Genomic DNA, 20260 nt, shown 5'->3' with positions numbered 1-20260 from the left:
GAAGACCAGTGGATACCCCATGCCCGCACCCCAGCCGACAGCCCAGAACCCGCCCAGAGAGCACTTCGAAACCACGTCGGTGGATCGAGGCTTAGCAGCCTTGGAAGTACCACAGCCCACTATTGCGCAACTTGGACCAGCCATAGGGGCCTCGGGCACAAGTGGGGCTCAGATGACATGCCGGTGATACCCGTGTCACCCGGTGGTGCGCGAGGTGGCACTCGCCGTGACATGGTCAACCCCTCATCGTGACGGAAATCTTTATCTCCCCTCGCCGCCCCGAATGCATACGTCGAACGGGTCGGCGCAGGTCGGTCCACTGGGGATTCGGCATCAGGGCGATGGAGGAGCCATGACCGTCATGGCAGAGGCAGGCACGAAGCAGTACCAGCAGCAATTGACCGTTGACCCGAAGTGCATCGGCCGCATCCGCCGAGCAGTCACCGCTCAGGTCCGGTTATGGGGTTGGGGTGAGTACGTCGACCCGGCCGTCAGGTGCGTGACGGAGATGCTCTCCAACGTGTATCGGCATGCCGACTCCGACGAGTGCGTACTTCTCCTCCAGGTGTCCCCGTCACGAGTGCGCATCGTAGTCAGCGACGACAGCCCGAAGCTCCCCGTGGTGTGCGAGCCGGACTGGGAGAGCGAGAGCGGGCGCGGGGTGTTCATCCTCAGCACGACCGCCGATGCCTGGGGGGCGGACCCGACCGATAATGGCAAGGACGTGTGGGTCGAGTTCCGGGCCGACGGAGCTGCCGTATGAGCAGCACATCGACTCCCTGGCCCGAAGATGCTGACAGCAGCGTAGACACCATGACGAGGGTCGCGGCCAGGCTGCACGATCGCTTCCTGAACGAGTACCTGGACGACGACCTGGACGCGATCTTGGGTGCCGCGGCGGGGCCTACAGGAATCGCCGGGAGCCGCCGACGCCGAACCCCTCGTCGCCGGTTATGGGGTCAGCTCGCAGGCATCGTGCGCCGCCGAGCGGACGAAGCCCCCAGCGATGAGGCACCCGTCCTGTTACAACACGCGGACCACCTGAGCCGAATGCTCGGCAACCTCGTGACCCACGCTCACCAGCGAGCTGCCAGAGCACCCAGCCTCGAACTTGACGCGGCGATCAAGGAAGCTGACCTCCTTCGAGGTCGCGAGGTGACCGAAGACACGGTTGATCAAGCGAACCTGCGACGCTTGGCGATGGCGATTCTGGCACTGCTGGACCAACTGGCCGTCGACGATGATGAACCGCTGCCGACATTCGGCTCGGCCGATCGTGCTCAGAGCAGGTGGTCGGCGTGACCCAGTCGTTGACCAGTACCTACTGGTGCCACAGGGACTACGACGGCCCTGGCCGAGAACTCCGCGACCCCCTGAATAACACCACGGATTACCCAGCGCGCGCCCTGGTCTGGATGCTGGAGTCGGCCGGCGAAGTCCTGACCGAACTCGACCGCCCGACCTTCGGCATCGCGTGGGCGTGGCTCGGGGACCACCAGACCGCAGGAGCCGCCGTCGAGGAACCCAAGCAGTGCCCTGACGACGACCCTGCGCGAGCTTACCTACTGAGGAGCGCGGCATGCCCACTGCCAATCCTGCCCCCGCGAGGTGGAACTCCTGGAAGCAGAACGGCCATACCTTCCGGGTTATCAGCGATCCGAACTCATGCGCTTCACGCGCTACTGCCCCAGTCGTCGCACCACCAGGTGGGGCAGCGTCGTCCGGTACGACCTGCGTGGCCCTTGGCTTGCCTCGTTCTCGGCACTGCGGGCACATAGACCGCCGCTCGGTGGTCCGGAGGCACGAACCGGATGATCGAGCGGCAAGAGAGCACTCCACGACGTGGTGAACCAGTCCACGAAAACCCAAAAACGAAGGGGACCTGTTGACCGAGCTTGAAGGCGATGCCTTCCGCGTCGTCTCATGGAACGTCGAGCGCAACGGCATGACCAACGGGGCCGATGAGCGATGGCACCTCGCCATGGGCGTCCTCGCGATGCTCAAGCCGCATGTGCTCCTCCGCCAGGAGCTGAAGCGCGCCGACATGCACGGAGAGCGCGCGCTGTGGGCGGAGGCCGCACGCCTCGGTGGCCACACCCCGTTCCTCGCCGAAGCCACCCCGGAATCCGCGAATCCGACTGGCGTATATACCGACCCAAACCTGTGCGTGCCGACCGAGTACTACCAGTACACCACTGGCCTGTGGCATCCGATCTGCAACCCAGTCGTGCGCGTCAAGGGCGCCCGGTCGAAGCTGTCCCTGGCATCGTTCCATCTGTGCTTCTTCGACCCGGAACAGCGAGCGAGCGAAGCCCGGCGGCTGACCACGCTCGGCGAGCCCGGCAAAGCGGCGATCATCGGCGGCGATTGCAACTCCTACCCGCACCGGTCGGACGACGAAACGGCCTCGCTGCCCGACTGGAGCAAGATTGCCGACCGTGTCCACTTCGAGCACCGTACGTTCGAGCAGAACGGCGAGCGCGTGTCCGACATCCGGCCGGACGAAATTTTCGCAGGTGAGCGCAGCGGGCAGCAGCCCGTCTTCAAGGAGATGGGACACTATGCCGCCACCGTGCTCGGCCAGCCGGAAGCCCTTGCCCCCACGGCATCGCTGTGGCGCACAGACCAGGGCCCGACGTGTCGGATTGACCGCATCTACGCCACGCCGCAGGTTGCGCAGGCCCTGACCCGGTTGGAGGTCGTCGTCAACGACGACGTACGCGAGGCGTCCGACCACGCCCCCGTAGTTGCCACCTTCAGCCTCTCCGCGCTGCGCCGCGCCCTGTCCCCCGCACCGACGCTCGCAGCCTGAAGCCGGAGGTCAGATCTCAATGTGACCGCAGGCCCCAGGAGACCGAGATCCGGCTGTGCTCTTCCCGGAGGCCTCGTGCTCACGAATGGCGATGGAGCCCCTGCGGAGAGTGCTGGGGCTGCACGGAACACGACTCGATAGGGTGACACAATGACTACGGTCCGAGAAAAAGGCCTGGATGGCGAAGCGGCCTCGCTACGGGCGGCCATGGTGCAGGAGCTGCGCGAATTAGGCGCGATGACGTCCGAGTCCCTCGCTGGCGCTGTGGCCACAGTGCCCCGGCATCTGTTCGCCCTCGGCGAGCCGCTGGAGGCCGCGTACGCCGCCGACCAGGCCCTGGTGATCAAGCGCGATCAGGACGGCACTGCCCTCAGTTCTCTGTCGGCCACCCATATCCAAGTGGTGATGCTGGAGCAGGCCGCGATCGAACCCGGAATGCGGGTCCTCGAAGTCGGCTCGGGCGGCTACAACGCCGCGCTCATCGCCGAGCTCGTCGGCGACACCGGGGCGGTGGTCTCAGTGGACATCGATGCGGAGATTGTCGAGCGCGCCCGCACTTGCCTGGATGCGGCGGGATACGACCAGGTCGAGGTGGTGCAGTCCGACGCCGACGCCGGCGTACCCGAGCACGCGCCGTTCGACCGCATCATCGTCACGGCCGGGGCGTGGGATATTCCGTCGGCGTGGCTGGACCAGCTCTCCGAGCGCGGCAGGATCGTCGTCCCGCTGCGTGTGCGGGGGCTCACCCGCTCGATCGCGTTCGACCGCGATGGCGAGGGCCTGGTCAGCGACAGCTACCGGCTGTGCGGCTTTGTGCCCATGCAGGGAGTCGGCGCCTACACCGAGCGGCTCATCCGGGTCGCCGACGGCATCGGGCTGCGGGTCGATGACCAGAAGCAGGACTTCGACATCAATGCCTTGGCCGCCGCCGCGCGCTCACCTCGGCTGGAGGTGTGGTCCGGGGCGGCCTTCGACCTGCCGGACGAGCTGGAGCTGTTCCTGGCGACAAGCACGGCCGAGATGGTGATGCTGCACGGCAGCAAGGACCTCGTCGAACAGGGCGGCTTCGCGCTGTCGGTGACGCGCGGGGTGCCCGCACTGGTCGTCGGCGGGAGCTTCGCATACCGCACCAAACGGCCGAATCAGGAGACAGGCGGCTTCGAGAGCGGCGTCTTCGCCCACGGGCCTGATGCGGAGGCAGTTGCGGCGCGCTACGTCGATCTGCTGCGCCGTTGGGCATCTGAGCATCAGCGGCGCGGCGCGGCCCGCATCCAGTACCGGCCGATGCCCACCGGCACGGCAGAACCATCCCAGGGAATCGTGGCGAAACAGCTCGGGGCCGTCGAGATCTCCTGGTCATAGGCTCCGCGCCCCCGCGACATCGTCCCGGGGACGCGGGGAAGTGCGCACCACCCAATCATCAGGGAGGTTTGTGTGTCCGTCCAATTCGAGGACGCGGCGGCGCAGTCGGCCCCGCCGGTAACGGGCCATGAGGGGGACTTCGAGAGCTGGGACCTGGATGTGTCCATCGTCGAGGCCGGTCCTTCGGCCGACAGGCTCATCCAGATGACCGACGACGGCTGCGGCAAGACCTGCCAGTCCGCCTGCTCGACGACCTGCCCGTAGCAGGCCGTCCGGAGTCCTGATCCGCGGTGTCCGGCCGGTTTTGGCCGGACACCGCACGTCGATGGGGGTGCCGGTGTACGAGTACGTCGATGCCGCGATGCTGCGGGCCGCGGCCTGGCCGCCGGATCGCCAGGTCCGGTCATGGCCCGATCCGACCGGAGGTGCGGAGTCCTGGCGGCCGTGGCTTGAGCGGACCTTGCAGATACCCGGCTTCGCAGCCGCGTTAGAGCAGGCCAGTCCCGTGCTGGCCCGCCGCGTCCGGGAGATCCGCGACGGGAGGCAGCTGCCCGAGCCCGCCGCGCGGAAGGCGGTGCTGGCCGTCATGCGTTACCTGCTGCGCGCTTCGAGCCGGGCCACACCGTTCGGCCTGTTCGCCGGGGTGGCTTCGGCCCGGATCGCTGAGGTGCCGACTGTGCGCATCGGCACCGGACACCGGGCCTTTGCCAAGCCAGACGCCGCGTGGCTGACCGGGGTGATCGAACGGCTGGAAGCCGACCCCGCGCTCCTGCAACGCCTGACGGTCCAGGCCCACACGCTGGCGGTCGAGAAGGACGGTCACCTGATCCTCGAGCACCGCGGCGCCGGCTCCGGCGGGCGCCCGGCCCACGTCCGGGTCCGCGCCACCACACCCGTCAGGTCGGCCATGGACGTAGCGCGCCATCCCCTCCGGGCCAAGGACCTCGCTTCCAAACTCACCGCCGACTTTCCCCACGTGCCCGCCGACGTCATCGACAAGCTGCTGGCGGACCTGACCGCCCAACGCCTCCTGATCACGAACCTGCGCTGTCCGATCACAACGACGGATCCGCTGGACCATCTCCTGGATGCACTCGACGCAGCGGAGGCCGAGGACATTGCCACGGTCGCCAACACCACTGCACAACTACGCCAGATAGCCGACGCTCTGGCCCAGCACAACACCACCCCCACCCGAGGGCGAGAGCAGCGCGCCCAGCTCACCACCGCGATGCAGAACCTCAGCCCCTGCTCCGGGCCTGCGCTCGGCGTCGACCTGCGGTTCGAGGGGGAGGTGACAATCCCGCATGCGGTCGCCGCCGAGGCCGCGCGGGCGGCGACGGCGCTGGTACGGCTGGCCCGCCGCCCATTCCTCAGCCGCGCCTGGGCGAGCTGGCACAGCCGCTTCCTGGAACGCTACGGCCCACGCGCCCTGGTGCCGATCCTGGACGCCGTGGACGGCGACACCGGCCTGGGCTACCCGGCCGGATTCCTCGGCGGGCCACCCGCCCCGGCAGGCGGCCCGCTGATCGAGCAGGATGTGAAGCTGCTGGCGCTCGCGCAGAACGCGGCGCTGCGCCGCCAGCACGAGATCGTTCTGGACGAGGCCATGATCGCCGACCTCACCGCCGCAGGCCCCGACATGCGCGTCCAGCCGACCACGGAACTGACCGTGCGCATTCATACCCACAGCGCCCGGGCTCTGGAGGACGGGGAGTTCACGCTCGCGATCACCGGAGTATCGCGCACCGCCGGAACGGTGACCGGCAGGTTCCTGGACCTCCTCGACCCCGGTGACCGCGAGCGGATGGCGAGGGCGTACGCGACCGCGCCCACCGCGACCGAGGGCGCGCTGACGGTACAGATCTCCGCACCCCCGCTGCATGTGGACACCGAGAACGTCGCGCGAGCTCCCCTGGTGATGCCCGCCATTCTTCCCCTTGGCGAGTGCCACGACCACGACGACAACGGGCGGGTGCTCCTGGAAGATATCGCCGTCACTGCGGACGCGCACCGCCTCTGCCTGATCTCGCGGACCCGGCGTCGGCCGCTGGAGTTCGTGACCCTCAACGCGGTGGAGCCGGTCCATCGCACGCATCCGCTGGTCCGGTTTCTCACCGAGGCCACCAACGCGATGAGCGTCCCGTGCACGAGGTTCGACTGGGGAGCCGCAAGAAGCCTGCCGTTCCTCCCCGCGCTGCGCTACCGGCGCACGATCCTGTCCCCGGCTCGCTGGCTGCTCACGGCCGCTGAACTGGCTGCTCGCGAGGAGGACGGGGCCCAGTGGGATTGTTCGCTGGCCGCATGGCGAGACCAGGTGGCCGCGCCGAGCACGGTCTATACCGGCGATGGCGACCAGCGCATCCGCCTGGACCTGACCGAGCCCTCACACCGGGCGCTGCTGCGCGCACAGGTGCAGCGCGACGGCGCCGCCGTACTCCGCGCGGAAACGGCCGCCGACGCGGGATGGATCGGAGGGCGGGCCCACGAACTCGTCATCCCCCTCGCCTTCAGCGGTGAGCCCCAACAAGCACCGCGGTGGCTGGAGGGCGGGCTGAGCTTCCGGCGCGAGCATGGTTATCTTCCCGGTTGCGGCGGGCGTTTCCTTGTGAAGCTCTACGCCCACCCCGACCGCTACGGCAGCATTCTCACCCGTCATCTTCCCGGCCTGCTCGCCGAACTGGACAGCAGAGCGCGGTGGTGGTTCCTGCCCTATCGCGACCCCGATGACCATCTGCGGCTGCGCCTGGTCGTGCCGACTGACAGCGCCGCGAGTACCCCGGCGGCGATCGGTGCCTGGACCCGGAGACTGCGCCAGGCCGGTCTGATCTCCCGGGTGCAGTGGGACACCGACTTCCCCGAGACTGCCCGCTTCGGAGGGACCCTGGCGATCGACGCCGTCGAGGCGTACTTCGCGGCGGACTCGGAGGCCGCCGCCGTACAGATTGCCTCCAGCGCGGTGAAAGGTGGCCCCGACACACGGGCCCTGACCGCCGCCAGCATGCTCGACCTCACGACCAGCCTGATCGGGAGCCCCGCCGAAGCGATGAACTGGCTGATCGACCACGCCCGGACCACCAGCACAGCTCCCGCCCGGGATCTGTACGACCAAGCGGTCGCCCTGGGGAACCCGCACGGGCAAGGCGATCTGGCCCGGCTGCCCTGCGGCGAGCAGATCGTCGCTCGCTGGGCCCAGCGGCGCGAAACGCTGGCCGCCTACAAGGCCGTGCTTGACACGGCTGGCACGGCCCGCGCGACCGCATTGTTGCCCGAACTGCTGCATCTGCACCACACACGCATAGCCGGACTCGACCTGGACGCAGAACGCCACTGCCTGCACCTGGCCCGCGCCGCAGCGTTGAGTTGGACCGCACGAAGGAGAAGCGGCTCATGAGACCGATACCGCAGGCGCTGGCTGCCGCCGACGCCATCGTTGCGGCGCTGGCCGACCCGCACACCGCCTGGGCCGCAACACCCGGCGGGCGAGCGTGGCCGCAATCGCTTGCCGGCGGCGCAGCGGGCATCGCCCTGCTCCACGTCGAACGAGCCCACACCGGCCACGGCGACTGGAACACCGCGCACACCTGGATATCCCGGGCAGCCTCCGAGGACCTGACCGCCGCCTCCAATGCCAGCCTCTACCTCGGGGCCCCGGCCCTGGCCTTCGTCCTGCACGCCGCCGCAGGCTCCACCGGCCGGTACCGGAACGCGCTGGAGAAACTGAACGAAGCCACCATCGCGGTCACCCGACGGCGCCTGGCCCACGCCCACGCCCGCATCGACCGGGGCGAACGCCCCGCCATGAAGGAGTTCGACCTGATCCGCGGGCTCGCCGGGCTGGGCGTCTACCATCTCGCACGCCAACCGCATCACGAGATCACCGCCGATGTGCTGGCCTACCTGGTGCGCTTGACTGACCCCCTTCCCCAGAATGGCGACCTCCCCGCCTGGTGGACCGACGTATCTCCCAACGGCGAGCCGAACCCGGACTTCCCCGGAGGACACGGGAACTTCGGGCTGTCCCACGGCATCGGCTCCGTCCTCGCTGTGCTCTCGCTAGCCCTGCTCCGCGGACTCCCCCTCCCCGGAGCACAAGAGGCGATCAGGCGGATCTGCACGTGGACCGACGAGTGGCGCCAGCAAGACGACACTGGGCCCTGGTGGCCGGGTCTCATCTCGGTCGAGCAGGCGAGCGACGGACATATCGATCCGGCACTTCGGCCCCGGCCCTCCTGGTGCTACGGCGTCAGCGGCACCGCCCCCGCCCAGCAGTTGGCCGGCCTGGCACTGGGCGATCCCGCGCGGGTGCAGGCCGCCGAAAGCGCCATCCTCGCGGCCCTGCGCGACCCGAACCAACTGAACCTGCTCCCCGAGATCGGGCTGTGCCACGGAATGGCCGGACTGCTGCACGCCGCGTGGCGGATGGCCGACCAGACGAGGAACCCCGCGATCACCGCAGAGCTGCCACGCGTGACCGACCGCCTGATCGGCGCACTCGACCGGCCCGACCACGATCCCGAACTGCTCGATGGCGCCGCTGGAGCAGCCCTCGCCCTGCACACCGTCGGCACGGGAATCGCACCCGCACCGCACTGGGACGCCTTTCTCGCCCTGGCGTGATCACCCTGGAGACTCCGATGGACAACTCGCCCGCGTGGCACCAGGTCAACATCGCCTTCCCCGACTGGAGCCGTGCCGAGCAAACCGCCCTGGCCCGCCTCAACCCCCTCCTGCGCACCGCCGAGGACGAAGGTGCGATCAACGCGTGGTTCCTCATCCGCAAACGCCCGTGCTGGCGCGTGCGCTACCTGCCCGCCGCCGACACCGACACACACGGCCCCATCGGCCGGGAACTGGACGCGCTGACAGCAGCAGGGCACATCACCGACTGGACACCGGCCATCTACGAACCCGAAGTGCACGCCTTCGGCGGAGTCGAAGCCATGGCAGCGGCCCACCGCCTCTTCCACCGCGACAGCCGTGGCCTGCTGACCTACCTCCAAGGCGAGGGCGGGGCCGCAAGCGGACACCGGCGGGAGATGTCCCTCATGCTGTGCAGCACCCTGATGCGCTCGGCCGGCCTGGACTGGTACGAGCAGGGCGATGTCTGGGCGCGGGTAGCCACCCACCGAGCACTGCCCACCGCCTTCGACCGGAGCAGTACCGAGCGACTGCACACTGCCGTGCACCGGCTGATCACCGTGGACGCCGACAGCCAGCTCCGCAAGGACGGCCCCCTGGCCCACGCCGCAGGATGGGCCAGCGCCTACACCGCCGCCGGGCAGGAGCTGGCCCACCTCGCCGCCTCCGGAGCACTGCACCGCGGACTGCGCGACATCCTGGCCCACCACGTGATCTTCGCCTGGAACCGGATCGGCCTGCCCTACGCCACTCAGGCCGCCCTCGCAGCCGCCGCCAAGACCGTCATCTTCGGCCCTGACCCCACCGCCGAAAGGACCACTGCGGACCGTGTGGAAACCTCCTGACGCCATAGCCCAACGCTTCCCGCTGGTGGCCCGTCCGCGGCCAGCGTGCCCGCCCCTCGCCGAGCGGGTCCAGGAGACCAGCGACCTGGTCCACTCCGCCGAGCATGACGGCAAGCTCGCTTCAGCCGCCGCCGCGCAGAACATGGCGGCTCTGATCGCCAGCGACTGCGGCATGCCCGAACTGGCGCGCTCTTTGTGCTGGCGCCACACCGAGGTCTACCTGCGCGCCCAGCCTCTGGGCGCGCAGGAGGCCCGGTATGCCCTCGAACCCCTGGTCAACCTCGCCCGACTGCTAATTCGCGGCGGTGATGGTGATGGCGCTTACCAACTGCTCGACACACTGAACCAAGCAGTCAGATCACGCGCAGAAGCTGTCATCGACGGCCGAGCCGTATCCTTCCGTAACCTCACGTCCTCGGACGACGCTCACCGACAGGTCTGCCAATGGCTGTGGACCGTCCTGCTCGGTGACGGAACTCGTGCCCTGGTGGCAGCAGGCCAATGGGACCGCGTACGTGCGCACGCCAAGCAGCATCGCGGAGTTGGCAACCGTCTCTTCGACGGACGCCAGGTGGAGGTCCTGGCCCGCTGCCTCACCGGAGAGCCCGCATCCGCGCTGGAGTTCCTGAAGGACAGCACGCTTTCCGAAGCGTGGGAACGCCCTGTTGCCGCGTGCCTCACCGTCTTTTGCCTCGCCACGTCCGGCGAGCCTGACATGACCTCCGTCGCGGCCATGACGAAGGACTATCTCAGCCTCGACACCGCGCGCGAACTCGCCGTGTTCCGTAGCCGCGTGGGCCTTAGCGTGCTCGATCTCTCCGAATCCACCGGCAAGCCCACCGCCGCTGAGGTTTCCGACCGGATCATCAATGAGGCAGCGGCATGCAGGGACGGATATGTCGCGCGAGAGGTTCTTGCCCACCCAGGCTGCTGCGAGCGGATGAGCTCAGCTGAGCGCCATGCTCTGTCCGCAGCCGTCTCCTCCGCACAGCTCGGCCAAGGCCACATGCCCGAGAAACTGCTGCACGACCTCATGAGCGCCGTGGCGGTGAGCGCGGTAGCCACTGAACGCTGCCTGGCCACGGAATCTCGGCGTAAGAGTAATCACCTGGAGGGGCTGTGTGATGAGACGGGAGCAGTCGCTCGCGAGCCCCGCGCTGACTATGTCTCCGGTCGTGATGCCAGCGCGCCGCTGCGGTGACGCTGGTACAAGGGCAGGCCCGTCTGCGTTTGAGCCGGTCAGCGCATGAGGCTGTAGTGGAACAGGCGGGAGCGGGAGTCCTCCTCCGTCAGGCCGAGAGCTTTTGCGATCGTCTCCCACGACAGCTCGTCGGCCTGCACGTCGTAGGCGGCTTGGCGGCCGACGCGTTCGGCGATGCGCTCGAGTGCTGCCGCTGCCTTCAGCGCGGCCAGCGGGGCCTGGCCGGCCAAGGCGCTCAGCTTCTCGTCCAGCCGGTCCACCAAGTCCTCCAGGTCAGTCGGCAGCGGTACCGATCGCGACTCGACCTCGGCGATGTGCTGCGCCCAGTCCTCGCGCGGGCCCAAGGTGTCGTATTCGTCCGAGCGGCCTTCGGAGACTTGGGACCAGTCGATGGGGTGCCGGGACGTGCCGCGCCAGCCGCACGAACACGAACCGCGCAGGTCGGCCGCCCGGGGAGCGCCCAGTGTGCCGTCGTAGACCCACCAATCGCTCGTCTTGTGGGTGTTGCTGCCGCTTCCCGTATCGAAGTACATCGGCTTGGGTTCGCTGCCGTCGGCCAGCACCGCGGCTGCCCTGCCCTCGTGGGACGACCCGAACTGCTCGGTCCTCCACTGCATGGTTCCTCCATATCCCTGATCGGACGCAGACGGGTTGGTGACGACCAGACGCGGACGTCGCAGGTGCTGCGGCAAGACGACAATGCCCGATCCACAGGACCGGTGACTGGCAAATACTCAGACCGGTGACGGCCGCGACGTATTCTTCCGCGTCTTCGCCACAGCGACGTTGATCGCAGAGTCGTGAACCCCACAACGGGGCGAACGCGGCGGCCAGAGCTACCGCGAGGTTCTGGCCGCCACCGAAGACTTCCTCACTGACCTGGCTGGGCTCTGGACTGCCTACTCGCTGGCGCCCGCCTCGAAGACCTCGTCCAAGCCCCGGCGCACTGGCAACCCGGATGGGAATACCCCCTTCCACTACCGGATCAACCCGGCGAACCTACCCGGTCACAGCACTACGCGGCCCGTGAACTGCTCTCCCATAGCGGGTGCGTGAGCCTCATCGAAAGGGATCAAGCCCAATACCTGCGAGAGACCGTGGAGGCGTGTGCATTGGGTGCTCGGCAGATACCAAGGGAACTTCGTGCCGAGCTTTCAGTGGGTATTTAGAGATGGCCTGTGTCGGTAAGTAACTTTCGTGGCCGTCGGGCTTGGGGTGTTTGGCCCTATACGCGCACCCTCGCGTCCATCGAGCTGCGGACTTGGCCGCCCGTTTACTCCCGTTCTCCTGCATGAAGTCCGTCTGGTTTGAAGATCAGGCAGAAACGCCCAGCAGCAGCGGAACAGCACCGTCCGCCGCATCCATGATCACGCTACGGCGTGAGCCAGCCGAAGCCGTACCCCAGCGACCTGTCCGACGCCCGATGGGCCTTAATCGAGCCGACGTTGACGGCCTGGAGAAAGGCCCGGCTCGACCGCAGACCCACCGGGCAGCTGGCCAAGGTCGACCTGCGCGACGTATTCAACGCACTCCTCTACATCAACCGCACCGGAATCCCCTGGAAATACCTCCCGCACGACTTCCCCAACCACGGCACCGTCTACGCCTACTACGCCGCCTGGCGCGACGAGGGAATCCTCGTCCAGCTCAACTACGACCTGACCGGGCTCGCCCGCGTGAAGGAAGGACGCACGCCCGAACCGACCGCGTCCGTGATCGACACCCAGAGCGTGAAGACCTCCGCCAACGTGCCCCTGACCAGCCAGGGAATCGACGCCGCCAAGAAGATCGTCGGCAGGAAACGGGGCATCCTCACCGACACGATCGGACTCATCCTCGCCGTGACCGTCACCGCCGCGAGCCTTTCCGAAAACGCCGTGGGAATCCAGCTGCTCGACCAGGCCAAGAAAACCTACCCGACCATCTCCAGGAGCTGGGTCGACACCGGCTTCAAGAACGCCGTCATCGAGCACGGAGCCAGCCTCGGAATCGACGTCGAAGTCGTCAACAGAAACCCTGGGAGTTCGTGGCTTCCACGTTGTCAAAAGGCGCTGGGTTGTCGAGCGAAGAATTGGTTGGATCATGCTGTACCGGCGTCTCGCCCGAGACTACGAGATCCTGCCCGCCAGCTCCGAGGCCATGATCCACGTCGCCTCGATCGACAACCTCACCAAGCGCATAACGGACGAGACGACACCCACCTGGCGAGGAACTTACTAGTAGATAAAGGGCAATCCACCTAGATCAAACGCCCTCTGATAGGGCTCTTTGGAATTGGCTCTGGCCGCAGTTCCGTGAAAGCGCAGGTCAGCGACGGAAATGTAACATCCTTCGTCTGGGTGTCCGCTCCGTGGCGACCAGTCGGGGACGTATGGACAGCGGTCGGCTGTCTGGTGATGATCGATGGCGCGGCCGGTTCACGCCTGGAACTCGGTGAGGTCGATGGTGTGAACGCGCAGCGGATAGGTGTACACCGGGTGCGCCGTCTCTCGCTCGGGCACCATGCCGAGCTTTCGGATGAGGTTCTCGGAGGCGTCGTCACCCGCCCGGTTGATGCTGATGATGCGGTCGAGGCCGCGGTCCTGGAGCGCGAACTCCAGCGTGGCGTGTGCGGCTTCGGACGCGTATCCCTGGCCCCAAAACTGTGAGCCGAGTCGCCAGCTGATTGCCACGGCGGGCAGTACCTCCGGCAGGAACTCGGGCACGGACAGTCCGGTGAAGCCTGCCAGTTCACCCGAGGCCAGCAGCTCGATGGCGAAGAGTCCGAAGCCCTCGTCGTCCCATTCCTCCTCCCACCGCTCGATGGTCTCTGCCGTGTGGTCCAGGTCGTGCACCGAGCCGTCGTCAATCCAGTGCATGACCCGCGGGTCCGCGTTGATGTCCGCCATCGGCGCGAGGTCGGCGTCATGCCAGCGACGGAGGAGGAGGCGGGGTGTGCGGATCTCGGTCATGGGCCCATCCTGCCGAAGGCAACGGCCTCATCGGTAATCCGGCTTTCGCCCGTGCTGCCGCTCCGGGACGCAAGGCATCAAACCGCCTGCACCGCACACCGTGAAACGGGTGAAACATCGGGCCGACGGCCGACAGATGACGCGCCACTTCGGCAAGGGATGCGGGGCAGGGGCCTCGTACGTGGGCATGGCGTCTCCTCCGGGAAGCATGAAGCCCCCGGCGGCACCAGCTTCCGTTCTAGTGGTCGTCGCAACACCCCAGCTCAGGGGATGGGATGGACTTCAGGATCCGGGAGAGCCGGAAGGAGCAAGGGCGCAAGAAGCTGCACCGTGAGCGGGAGGAATACTTCCGGCTCGTGCAGCAGGGATTCAGCAACGCAGAGGCCAGCCGACGTGTCGGCGTCAACCCTCGGACCGGTCGTGAGTGGCGTAACGGCCGCCCCGGGGGCGGCAAGAAGCGGCCGAGGCCGCCCGCCCGTCCTGGGCGTGCGGCCTCTTCGCCGTCCCGGTACCTCTCTGAACCCGAGCGCATCCACATCGCTGACCGGATACGGGAGAAGGCCACTGTCCGAGCGATCGCCGCAGAGCTGGGCCGCAGCCCGTCCACAATCAGCCGGGAGATACGACGCAACGGCATCGCCCTGCGGGGCGACGACTCACACTGGGTCTACCGGCCCTACGCAGCCCAGGCCAGGGCCGAGGCCCGCCGTCCCCGCCCCAAGCCCGGGAAGATCGGCCAGTGCACCCGACTGCGGGACTACATTCAGGAGCGTCTGGAAAGACGCTGGAGCCCGGAACAGATAGCCCACCAGCTCCGCCGGGACTTCCCCGACGATCTGGAGATGCGCGTGACGCACGAGACGATCTACCAGGCGCTCTACGTCCAAGGCCGCGGAGAACTGCGCCGTGAGCTCACCAAGGCTCTGCGGACCGGGCGGGCCCGCCGGCGCCCCCGGCGCCAGGCATACAAGCGTCAGCCCCGCTTCACCGCGCCCATGGTGATGATCAGCGACCGGCCCGCCGAGGCCGCCGACCGCGCCGTCCCCGGCCACTGGGAAGGGGACTGCATCGTCGGCGCCAACCACGCCTCCGCGATCGGCACGCTGGTCGAACGAACAACCCGCTTCACCATGCTGGTGCACCTGCCCAACGGCCACCGGGCGGAGCACTTTCACCAGGCCCTCACCGCCACCATCAGCGAACTTCCGCCCCACCTGTGGCGGTCACTGACCTGGGACCAAGGCAACGAGATGGCAGGCCACCACAACTTCTCCACCGCCACCAACATGCCGGTCTACTTCTGCAACCCCGGCAGCCCCTGGCAGCGCGGCTCAAACGAGAACACGAACGGCCTGCTCAGGCAGTACTTCCCCAAGGGCACCGACCTGTCTCGCTACAGCCGTGAGGACCTGGACGCAGCCGCCGCCGAACTCAACAGCCGCCCACGCAAGACGCTCGACTGGGGAACCCCAGCCGAGCGTCTGTCTAAACTTCTCGCCGCCACACGTCAGTGATCACGTGTTGCGACGACCCCTGGAATTCACCCAGGGGCTGGGGGTGTCTTGCTTGAGTGAAGGGAGTCGGTGACGTGGTGCTGGGTGGAGCGTCTTTGGCCGGCGGTCGGGGGCGGGCGCATGAGCGGGCCATCACGACCGTGCTGCGCTGGCTGGAGGACGAAGTCGCGGAGGTCCGGTGGTCGTCCGGCCGCAAGCATGCGAAGGCCCCTGCCCTGGTCGTCGCGAGGTTCCGGCACTTCGACAACCGGGACGGCTTCCCGCTCCCGCATGACCACTGCCTGCTGCTTAACCGGGCGCTGCGCCCGGACGGCACCTGGAGCGCGCTGGACACCCGCCGCCTCTACCAGCACGTCGTGGCCGCCGGGACGCTCTACACCCTGACGATGACGACTCAGGTGTGTGAGGAGCTGGGGCTGGCGACCGTGCCCAGGGAGGTGACGCCGAGCCTGCGCCCGGTGATGGAGATAGCCGGGGTCGACGCCGAGCTGATCGACTGGTCGGCCACCCGCCGTCAGCGGATCGAAGACGCGCTGGAGGGCATCACCGACAGGTACGTCGCCAAGCACGGACGGCTGCCCGGCGAGCGCGCCCGTCACGGGCTCGCGTGGTGGGCGGCGCAGGACATCCGCCCGGAGAAGGAGACCCCGCGCCCCCTGCACCAGCTGCGCGTGTGGTGGCGCGCGTCCGCGATCCGGCGCTTCGGGCAGCAGCTGGTCGACGGACTCCTTCAGCGGTGCCGTGCAGCAGGGGTGGCGATCCGGGCCCGGGTGCGGCCGCTGGTGGACACCGCGCTCGCCGCCGTCGACGTCGCCGCCGTCGTCTACACCGTCCGCGGTGAATTCGCCCGCCGCCACGTCCTCGCCGAAGCCCGCCGGCACCTCGCCGAGACCCTCCGCGGCCGCGCGTGCCCGCCCGGCCTGGACGACTACATCGCCGACCAAGCCCTGGCCTGCCACGGACGCCAGCTCACCGTGCCCCAAGAGGGCCGCCGGACCCCGGCGCCGGACCAGATCACCTACACCGCCGACTTACATCGCCCCGCCCGCTGGTGGATCGCTGGCACGGGTAAGCCGCCGCGGGCGTTGACCCGGTACGAGCGGGCCCAGGTCGCCAGCCTCGCCCTGCAGAACGCGATCCACACCGCCCGCACCGACCCCGCCGCCGCGCTGGACGAAGCCCATGCCGCGACCGCGACGGCCGCCGCGCACGCCGACGACCACAACCACGACCAGGCGGCGGCCACGCCGCACGCCGTCGACCACCCAGACCGGCCCGCCGCCCTCACCCCGGCGCAGCGGGCCGCCTCCGTCCACGCCCACCAGCAGGCCGCGATGCCGGAGCAACTGGAGGGCCGGACGACGGACCCCGCGACGTGGCTGCGCACGCCAGAGAACCTCAGCCGGCTCGCCGCCTTCACTCGCGAGGCCGACGCCCGCCGCCGCGCCATCGCCGACCGTCAGCAGCCGGAGCGACCAGCCGACGCGGACCGTCCCACCGATCAGCAGCAGCACCACACGCCTCGGCCCGACCAGGGCAGGGGAGCGGCCCGCGACCGCTGATGGATGCAGACCGGCCAGCGTGTGACCGATCTGCGCCTTCACTCCGTCGTGGCCTCGGTGCGGGTCGAGAATCGGGAAGCGTTGGCACCCGAGCCGGGAGGGACCGCGTTGACCGACCTGCACGACCCTTGAAGCCGCTCGACAGCTACCAGACCAACTGCCCCCGCCGCACCAGCCCGGTGACGTCAACCTGGTGGGCCTGCTCAGCGTCGCCGACGACCTCGCCACCAGCCTGTCGGCGCTGAAAATCCGGGTGCAGCCCTACGACCCGAAGACCGCGCTCGTCAGCCCCGAGAAGGCGCGCGAGAACCTGGAGAAGGAAGTCGACCGCCTCCTGGGCAAAGCCGCAGGTGGCCGACGTTCGAGACATCGGTGCGCACCCACCACCGGCCTTCCCGCTTGAGCCGGGTGGATAAGACCTCCACCCGGCCGCCTGTGAGATGGTGGCTCCACATCTGCCAGCCCAGGCCGCAGGCCCCGGTGACGGCACCGACCTGGTCCGGGACTACGAGCGCCGCACCGACACCAGTGAAGCCGTCGTGCTGTGGTCGATGTCTATGCTCATGAGCCGCCGTCTGACCGTCCGACACCAGGGTCCTGTTGCGATGCGGGCGGCGTGAACCTGCCCGGCTTCGCCTCAACCAGCCAGCCCCGTTCCACCAGCCGCTTCAGACGCGCCCTGGCCCCCTCCACGCGAGAGGCGGACGCGCTGTCCCAGCCCAGCACCACCGCCGCCCGCCGGGCACCCAGCCCGTCGGCTCCCGCATCGGCCGCAGCGGCCATCAACGCCTGATAGTCCGGCGACAACTCCGACACCTCGGCCGCCTGCCGCCGGTGAGGCACCGCCCGGCGCGGTCCGGCCGGCTTTCTCCGCGACACCTCGCCAGACACATCCGCAGGTACATCCTCCTCGGCCAGCGCCTCCAAGAACTCCTCCAGGCCGATCACCCGGCGCCGATGCACCTCTTCCGCCTCTGCCAGAGCAGCCCGCACCCGCTCCAACTCGGCTTCGAGCTGCTTCACCTGCATGGCTGCGGCCTTCTGCCGCGTTTCCAGAACCGCCCGCATCGACGGCATCCGCCACCTCCACGACATCTCGCCCGGCAACAGGCCCAGGCTCCCGCAGCGGCAGCTACTTCATGCCTGACCAGCAAAGACATCACACGGGGTTCGGAAAGAGAACGGCCTCTCAGCCGTGAGCCGGGGGATCGGGCCACCACAAGCCGTCTTCAAGGAGGTCGTGTCCGTACAAGACCATCTCGTGGCAATGGGAGGTGAGGGACCTCCCGGCCAGGCAGGGAGGGGGTGGATTGCGCAGGGGGCGGCTCCTGTCCCGAACGGTGGGGGAGAGGCGAGGGCTGGTGCGCGGATTCGGGGACGGCGGCCGCGTAGTCGGTGGCCGCGGCGCAGGCGCTGCAGGTGTCGGCCAGCCGCCAAAGCTGGGCGTCGCGGTCACGGGTCAGCAGCAGCACCAGGGCGCCGTCGCAGCCCCGGTGCCGGGGGTGCCACTGGCAGGCATGTTCACCACATCGGCAGGTAACCGTTGCGGCCAGACAGGGGACACCCGCGGCTGCGCTGCCGCCCCTACGGCGTGCCGCCTGTCAGGTTCCTGGCCATGCACACCACGAACACCTCCGCCGACCAGCTGGCGTGGGATGGCAGCCCAAAACACCGCCGTCCACCACGCTTCTTGCGCGTGGCCCCGGACAGTCCCACCCGCCTCCTGCGCACCGCCCAGCAGAGCCGGTGCGCAGCCTGCGGCAACCGCATCGAGTGGTACGACCGCACCGCCGGCCACAACCCCGTCCCGCTCCACCCCGACGAACTTCCCGCGGCCGCCGTGCCACCGAACCAGCGCTGGCACATCGACACCGGCATCGCCCATCCTTCCGGCGACGGCTCACCCTGGTGCCGCGTACGCCACCGCGCCCTGTGCCCCGCCGCCCCCACTCAGCAAGGCAGCAGCATGCTCGACGACCTGCGCCGTAGCCTGGCTCTCGCCTCACGCCGCCTGCAAGACACCAGCCGCTTCAGACCATCCCCACCCCCGCGCTCCGACTCACCCGCCCACGACGTGGCGCCGGGGGAGGCCCGGCCGGTCGGGCAATGCTTGTGCCTGCGCTACCTCGCCCCCGGCCCGCTCGAACACATCCCCTGCGTAGCCCAGACCCGCGCCCGCCGCCGCTGCCCCCACCCCATCCTCGACCCCGACGGCCTCCCCGGCACCTGGATCCTCGCCCCCCTCCACCCCGACCACGAACCCGGCCACCTCCCGCTCGCCGAACTGTGGCTGGCCCTCTACGACCTGACCCACCTGCCCTACAGCGAACAACTGCGCTGGCGCGCCCAACGCTGCACCGCCCACGCCACCGCCCCTGACGCCGCCGACATCGCCCGCACCACCTGGGAACCCTTCAACCCCCGCACCCACCACCAGCACATCCGCCACCACCTGCCTGACCTTCCACACCCCGCCCCCAAGGGCAGCAGATGACCGACTCTCCCTCCCGCGTGCTGATCTGCGGCAGCCGCCGCTGGCCCTGGCCCGACACCATCACCACCCTCCTGGACCGCGCCGCCGCCCGCCACGGCAACGACCTCGTGGTCATCGAAGGCGCCGGCACCGGCGCCGCGAGCGCCGCCCACCACTGGTGCACCGAACACGACCTGCCAGCCTGGCGCCACCGCTGCCATCCCCTCGCCCCAGCACCTGGCCGCCGCACCCGCACCCGCTGCTGGAGTGAAGCCGAACGCAACCAGCGGATACTCGACGACGAAGGCCCCCGCCTGGTCATTGCCTTCCACGAAGACTTCCATCCCGCCCACCCCGGCAGCACCAACGACATGTGCCGCCGCGCCCTCACCCTCAGTGTTCCCGTCTGGCTCGTGCCCACCGCCGACCCCGACAAAGGCCTCTGGCTCCACCCGAGCCACTACACCGGCCAGAACACCCCTCTCCCGACACCGCCCCGACCAGCCCGAGCCCACCGTGACCACCCGCCCCCAACCCCGGAAAACAGTCCCGCTCGAACACAGGTGCCCTCGTGCCCCATCACGCCATCGACGTCACCCTGACTCGCCCTACTGCCGCGTGACACCCTGGGCACCATCTACCCCGATGCAGCAGGAGCCTTCTTGGCCAACGTGGCACTTGAGCGCGATGCCCATGAACGGCGGCGCCAGGAAGCCGCCCGGCACGGGTAAGACATCGAGGCCTACCTTAGGGAAAGCCTTCACCACACACTCGACGCCGCCCGCAACGCAGCGCAGACACACCTCGACGCAGCCTGGGATCGCTTCCTGACAACCGCTACTTCCGCTCAGCTTCTGGGCACCGTGGCGAAGAAACTCACCTGACCCGGTGGTCCATAG

17 protein-coding genes and 1 pseudogene are annotated in these 20260 nt (G+C 68.7%); 15 read left to right on the top strand and 3 right to left on the bottom strand.

The genetic code is table 11. The annotated features are described in order from the left end of the window. Positions 1 to 352: 352 nt before the first annotated feature. From ABZU99_RS24625 to ABZU99_RS24585, 9 genes are all read left to right on the top strand, one after another. Positions 353 to 763 (top strand): ATP-binding protein, encoded by a 411-nt coding sequence (locus ABZU99_RS24625; protein ID WP_356046338.1) that lies wholly within the window; start codon positions 353 to 355, stop codon positions 761 to 763. After that, the gene (locus ABZU99_RS24620) at positions 760 to 1302 is read left to right on the top strand and encodes a hypothetical protein (protein ID WP_356046339.1); all 543 of its coding nucleotides are present in this window, start codon (positions 760 to 762) and stop codon (positions 1300 to 1302) included. The genes ABZU99_RS24625 and ABZU99_RS24620 overlap by 4 nt, the downstream gene beginning before the upstream one ends. Positions 1303 to 1885: 583 nt before the next feature. Beyond that, positions 1886 to 2812, top strand: coding sequence for an endonuclease/exonuclease/phosphatase family protein (locus ABZU99_RS24615; protein WP_356046341.1), 927 nt, complete (start codon positions 1886 to 1888; stop codon positions 2810 to 2812). 150 nt (positions 2813 to 2962) lie between these two features. Continuing rightward, positions 2963 to 4174, top strand: a complete 1212-nt coding sequence (gene fxlM / locus ABZU99_RS24610; RefSeq protein ID WP_356046343.1) for a methyltransferase, FxLD system — start codon at positions 2963 to 2965, stop codon at positions 4172 to 4174. A 72-nt stretch (positions 4175 to 4246) separates the two neighbouring features. Further along, positions 4247 to 4438: an FxLD family lanthipeptide gene (locus tag ABZU99_RS24605; RefSeq protein ID WP_356046345.1), complete on the top strand. Its 192-nt coding sequence runs from the start codon at positions 4247 to 4249 to the stop codon at positions 4436 to 4438. Between the two features lie 61 nt (positions 4439 to 4499). Then, positions 4500 to 7568, top strand: coding sequence for a lantibiotic dehydratase (locus tag ABZU99_RS24600; RefSeq protein WP_356046347.1), 3069 nt, complete (start codon positions 4500 to 4502; stop codon positions 7566 to 7568). After that, positions 7565 to 8794, top strand: a complete 1230-nt coding sequence (locus tag ABZU99_RS24595) for a lanthionine synthetase C family protein (RefSeq protein WP_356046349.1) — start codon at positions 7565 to 7567, stop codon at positions 8792 to 8794. The genes ABZU99_RS24600 and ABZU99_RS24595 overlap by 4 nt, the downstream gene beginning before the upstream one ends. Positions 8795 to 8811: 17 nt before the next feature. After that, on the top strand, positions 8812 to 9660 hold the full coding sequence (locus ABZU99_RS24590; protein ID WP_356046351.1) for a thiopeptide-type bacteriocin biosynthesis protein: 849 nt from the start codon (positions 8812 to 8814) through the stop codon (positions 9658 to 9660). Further along, the gene (locus ABZU99_RS24585) at positions 9644 to 10861 is read left to right on the top strand and encodes a hypothetical protein (RefSeq protein WP_356046353.1); all 1218 of its coding nucleotides are present in this window, start codon (positions 9644 to 9646) and stop codon (positions 10859 to 10861) included. The genes ABZU99_RS24590 and ABZU99_RS24585 overlap by 17 nt, the downstream gene beginning before the upstream one ends. Positions 10862 to 10899: 38 nt before the next feature. On the opposite strand, the gene ABZU99_RS24580 is transcribed toward ABZU99_RS24585, so the two are convergent. Next, the gene (locus tag ABZU99_RS24580) at positions 10900 to 11478 is read right to left on the bottom strand and encodes a hypothetical protein (RefSeq protein ID WP_356046355.1); all 579 of its coding nucleotides are present in this window, start codon (positions 11476 to 11478) and stop codon (positions 10900 to 10902) included. A gap of 762 nt (positions 11479 to 12240) precedes the next feature. On the opposite strand from ABZU99_RS24580, the pseudogene ABZU99_RS24575 reads away from it, so the two are divergent. Continuing rightward, positions 12241 to 13081 (top strand): annotated as a pseudogene (locus ABZU99_RS24575) (IS5 family transposase). A 197-nt stretch (positions 13082 to 13278) separates the two neighbouring features. Here the strand turns inward: ABZU99_RS24575 and ABZU99_RS24570 are convergent. Next, on the bottom strand, positions 13279 to 13812 hold the full coding sequence (locus ABZU99_RS24570) for a GNAT family N-acetyltransferase (RefSeq protein ID WP_356046357.1): 534 nt from the start codon (positions 13810 to 13812) through the stop codon (positions 13279 to 13281). 275 nt (positions 13813 to 14087) lie between these two features. On the opposite strand from ABZU99_RS24570, the gene ABZU99_RS24565 reads away from it, so the two are divergent. From ABZU99_RS24565 to ABZU99_RS24555, 3 genes are all read left to right on the top strand, one after another. Beyond that, positions 14088 to 15326, top strand: coding sequence for an IS30 family transposase (locus ABZU99_RS24565; protein ID WP_356046359.1), 1239 nt, complete (start codon positions 14088 to 14090; stop codon positions 15324 to 15326). Positions 15327 to 15400: 74 nt separating this feature from the next. Continuing rightward, positions 15401 to 16888: a MobF family relaxase gene (gene mobF / locus ABZU99_RS24560; RefSeq protein WP_356046360.1), complete on the top strand. Its 1488-nt coding sequence runs from the start codon at positions 15401 to 15403 to the stop codon at positions 16886 to 16888. A 193-nt stretch (positions 16889 to 17081) separates the two neighbouring features. Continuing rightward, entirely contained in the window at positions 17082 to 17291 is a 210-nt protein-coding gene (locus ABZU99_RS24555) for a hypothetical protein (protein WP_356046362.1), read from the top strand. Between the two features lie 158 nt (positions 17292 to 17449). On the opposite strand, the gene ABZU99_RS24550 is transcribed toward ABZU99_RS24555, so the two are convergent. Next, the gene (locus ABZU99_RS24550; protein WP_356046613.1) at positions 17450 to 17956 is read right to left on the bottom strand and encodes a hypothetical protein; all 507 of its coding nucleotides are present in this window, start codon (positions 17954 to 17956) and stop codon (positions 17450 to 17452) included. Between the two features lie 628 nt (positions 17957 to 18584). Here ABZU99_RS24550 and ABZU99_RS24545 point away from each other — a divergent pair. Beyond that, a complete protein-coding gene (locus ABZU99_RS24545; RefSeq protein ID WP_356046364.1) occupies positions 18585 to 19382 on the top strand; it encodes a DUF6083 domain-containing protein in 798 nt (265 codons plus the stop codon). Beyond that, a complete protein-coding gene (locus ABZU99_RS24540) occupies positions 19379 to 19963 on the top strand; it encodes an SLOG family protein (protein ID WP_356046366.1) in 585 nt (194 codons plus the stop codon). The genes ABZU99_RS24545 and ABZU99_RS24540 overlap by 4 nt, the downstream gene beginning before the upstream one ends. The last annotated feature ends 297 nt before the right edge of the window (positions 19964 to 20260 follow it).

The sequence above is a fragment of the Streptomyces sp. NPDC005266 genome, from assembly GCF_040607655.1.
In the GTDB taxonomy this organism is placed as follows: Bacteria; Actinomycetota; Actinomycetes; order Streptomycetales; family Streptomycetaceae; genus Streptomyces.
Note: the sequence above shows the minus strand (reverse complement) of the source record. Positions and strands in the feature narration are given on the sequence as shown.

Bases quoted from the DNA above. Each gene is read 5' to 3' on its own strand.
- ABZU99_RS24580 (WP_356046355.1), bottom strand. From the start codon at position 11,478: ATGCAGTGGAGGACCGAGCAGTTCGGGTCGTCCCACGAGGGCAGGGCA.
- fxlM (WP_356046343.1), top strand. From the start codon at position 2,963: ATGACTACGGTCCGAGAAAAAGGCCTGGATGGCGAAGCGGCCTCGCTA.
- ABZU99_RS24590 (WP_356046351.1), top strand. From the start codon at position 8,812: ATGGACAACTCGCCCGCGTGGCACCAGGTCAACATCGCCTTCCCCGAC.
- ABZU99_RS24620 (WP_356046339.1), top strand. From the start codon at position 760: ATGAGCAGCACATCGACTCCCTGGCCCGAAGATGCTGACAGCAGCGTA.
- ABZU99_RS24570 (WP_356046357.1), bottom strand. From the start codon at position 13,812: ATGACCGAGATCCGCACACCCCGCCTCCTCCTCCGTCGCTGGCATGAC.
- ABZU99_RS24600 (WP_356046347.1), top strand. From the start codon at position 4,500: ATGGGGGTGCCGGTGTACGAGTACGTCGATGCCGCGATGCTGCGGGCC.
- ABZU99_RS24540 (WP_356046366.1), top strand. From the start codon at position 19,379: ATGACCGACTCTCCCTCCCGCGTGCTGATCTGCGGCAGCCGCCGCTGG.
- ABZU99_RS24550 (WP_356046613.1), bottom strand. From the start codon at position 17,956: ATGCGGGCGGTTCTGGAAACGCGGCAGAAGGCCGCAGCCATGCAGGTG.
- ABZU99_RS24595 (WP_356046349.1), top strand. From the start codon at position 7,565: ATGAGACCGATACCGCAGGCGCTGGCTGCCGCCGACGCCATCGTTGCG.
- ABZU99_RS24625 (WP_356046338.1), top strand. From the start codon at position 353: ATGACCGTCATGGCAGAGGCAGGCACGAAGCAGTACCAGCAGCAATTG.
- ABZU99_RS24565 (WP_356046359.1), top strand. From the start codon at position 14,088: ATGGACTTCAGGATCCGGGAGAGCCGGAAGGAGCAAGGGCGCAAGAAG.